Origin of the sequence: Kocuria sabuli (genome assembly GCF_040981185.1) — a bacterium.
In the GTDB taxonomy this organism is placed as follows: domain Bacteria; phylum Actinomycetota; class Actinomycetes; order Actinomycetales; family Micrococcaceae; genus Kocuria; species Kocuria sabuli.
In genome coordinates, this window is sequence record NZ_JAVHZE010000114.1 from 1 (window position 1) to 526 (window position 526).

The following is a 526-nucleotide window of genomic DNA, read 5'->3' on the forward strand; positions in this document are numbered from 1 at the left end:
GGTCGTGCCGATGATGTTGGAAATGGTCTCTTTCTGCGCTGCTTCCGGGTCGTCCGGGTCTTCAATACCTTCGGCAACGCGCACAACCACAACGACCGGCTTGCACTGGTCGGCAATGGCTTGCAGGGATTTTGACAGGGTGCCGAGCTTACCGGCTTTACCGATAGCGTTCTGCACGCTGGTAATCAGCACCGGCTCATTTAGCGGGAATGTTGAATCGTCAGCATCGCTGGCGGTGCAGACCATGCCGATGATGGCCGTCGAAACGGTGGAAATGGTGCGCGTGCCATCGTTAATCTCGATGACCTCGACGCCGTGATGATAGTCGCTCATCCGTTTAACTCCGTGGTTAAGGGGTGCAACTATTTTCTGTTGTGTGTGAGGTGTGAGAAACGAAAGGCCGTTGGGGGAGTGACAGCACAACGTACAGCGACCGGTTGTGGTGTGCGGGAATGGTTATTGATCGTTATCAGCGATCAATCACGGTTAATTGATCGCTGATAACCATTATCAATGAATGGGTATT

The 526-nt window shown here is 53.0% G+C and carries 1 protein-coding gene; it reads right to left on the bottom strand.

What is annotated here, in order from left to right:
• On the bottom strand, positions 1-333 hold a 333-nt coding region (locus RE027_RS18180; RefSeq protein ID WP_438612453.1), incomplete at its 3' end, for a phage tail sheath protein.
• Positions 334-526: the final 193 nt, after the last annotated feature.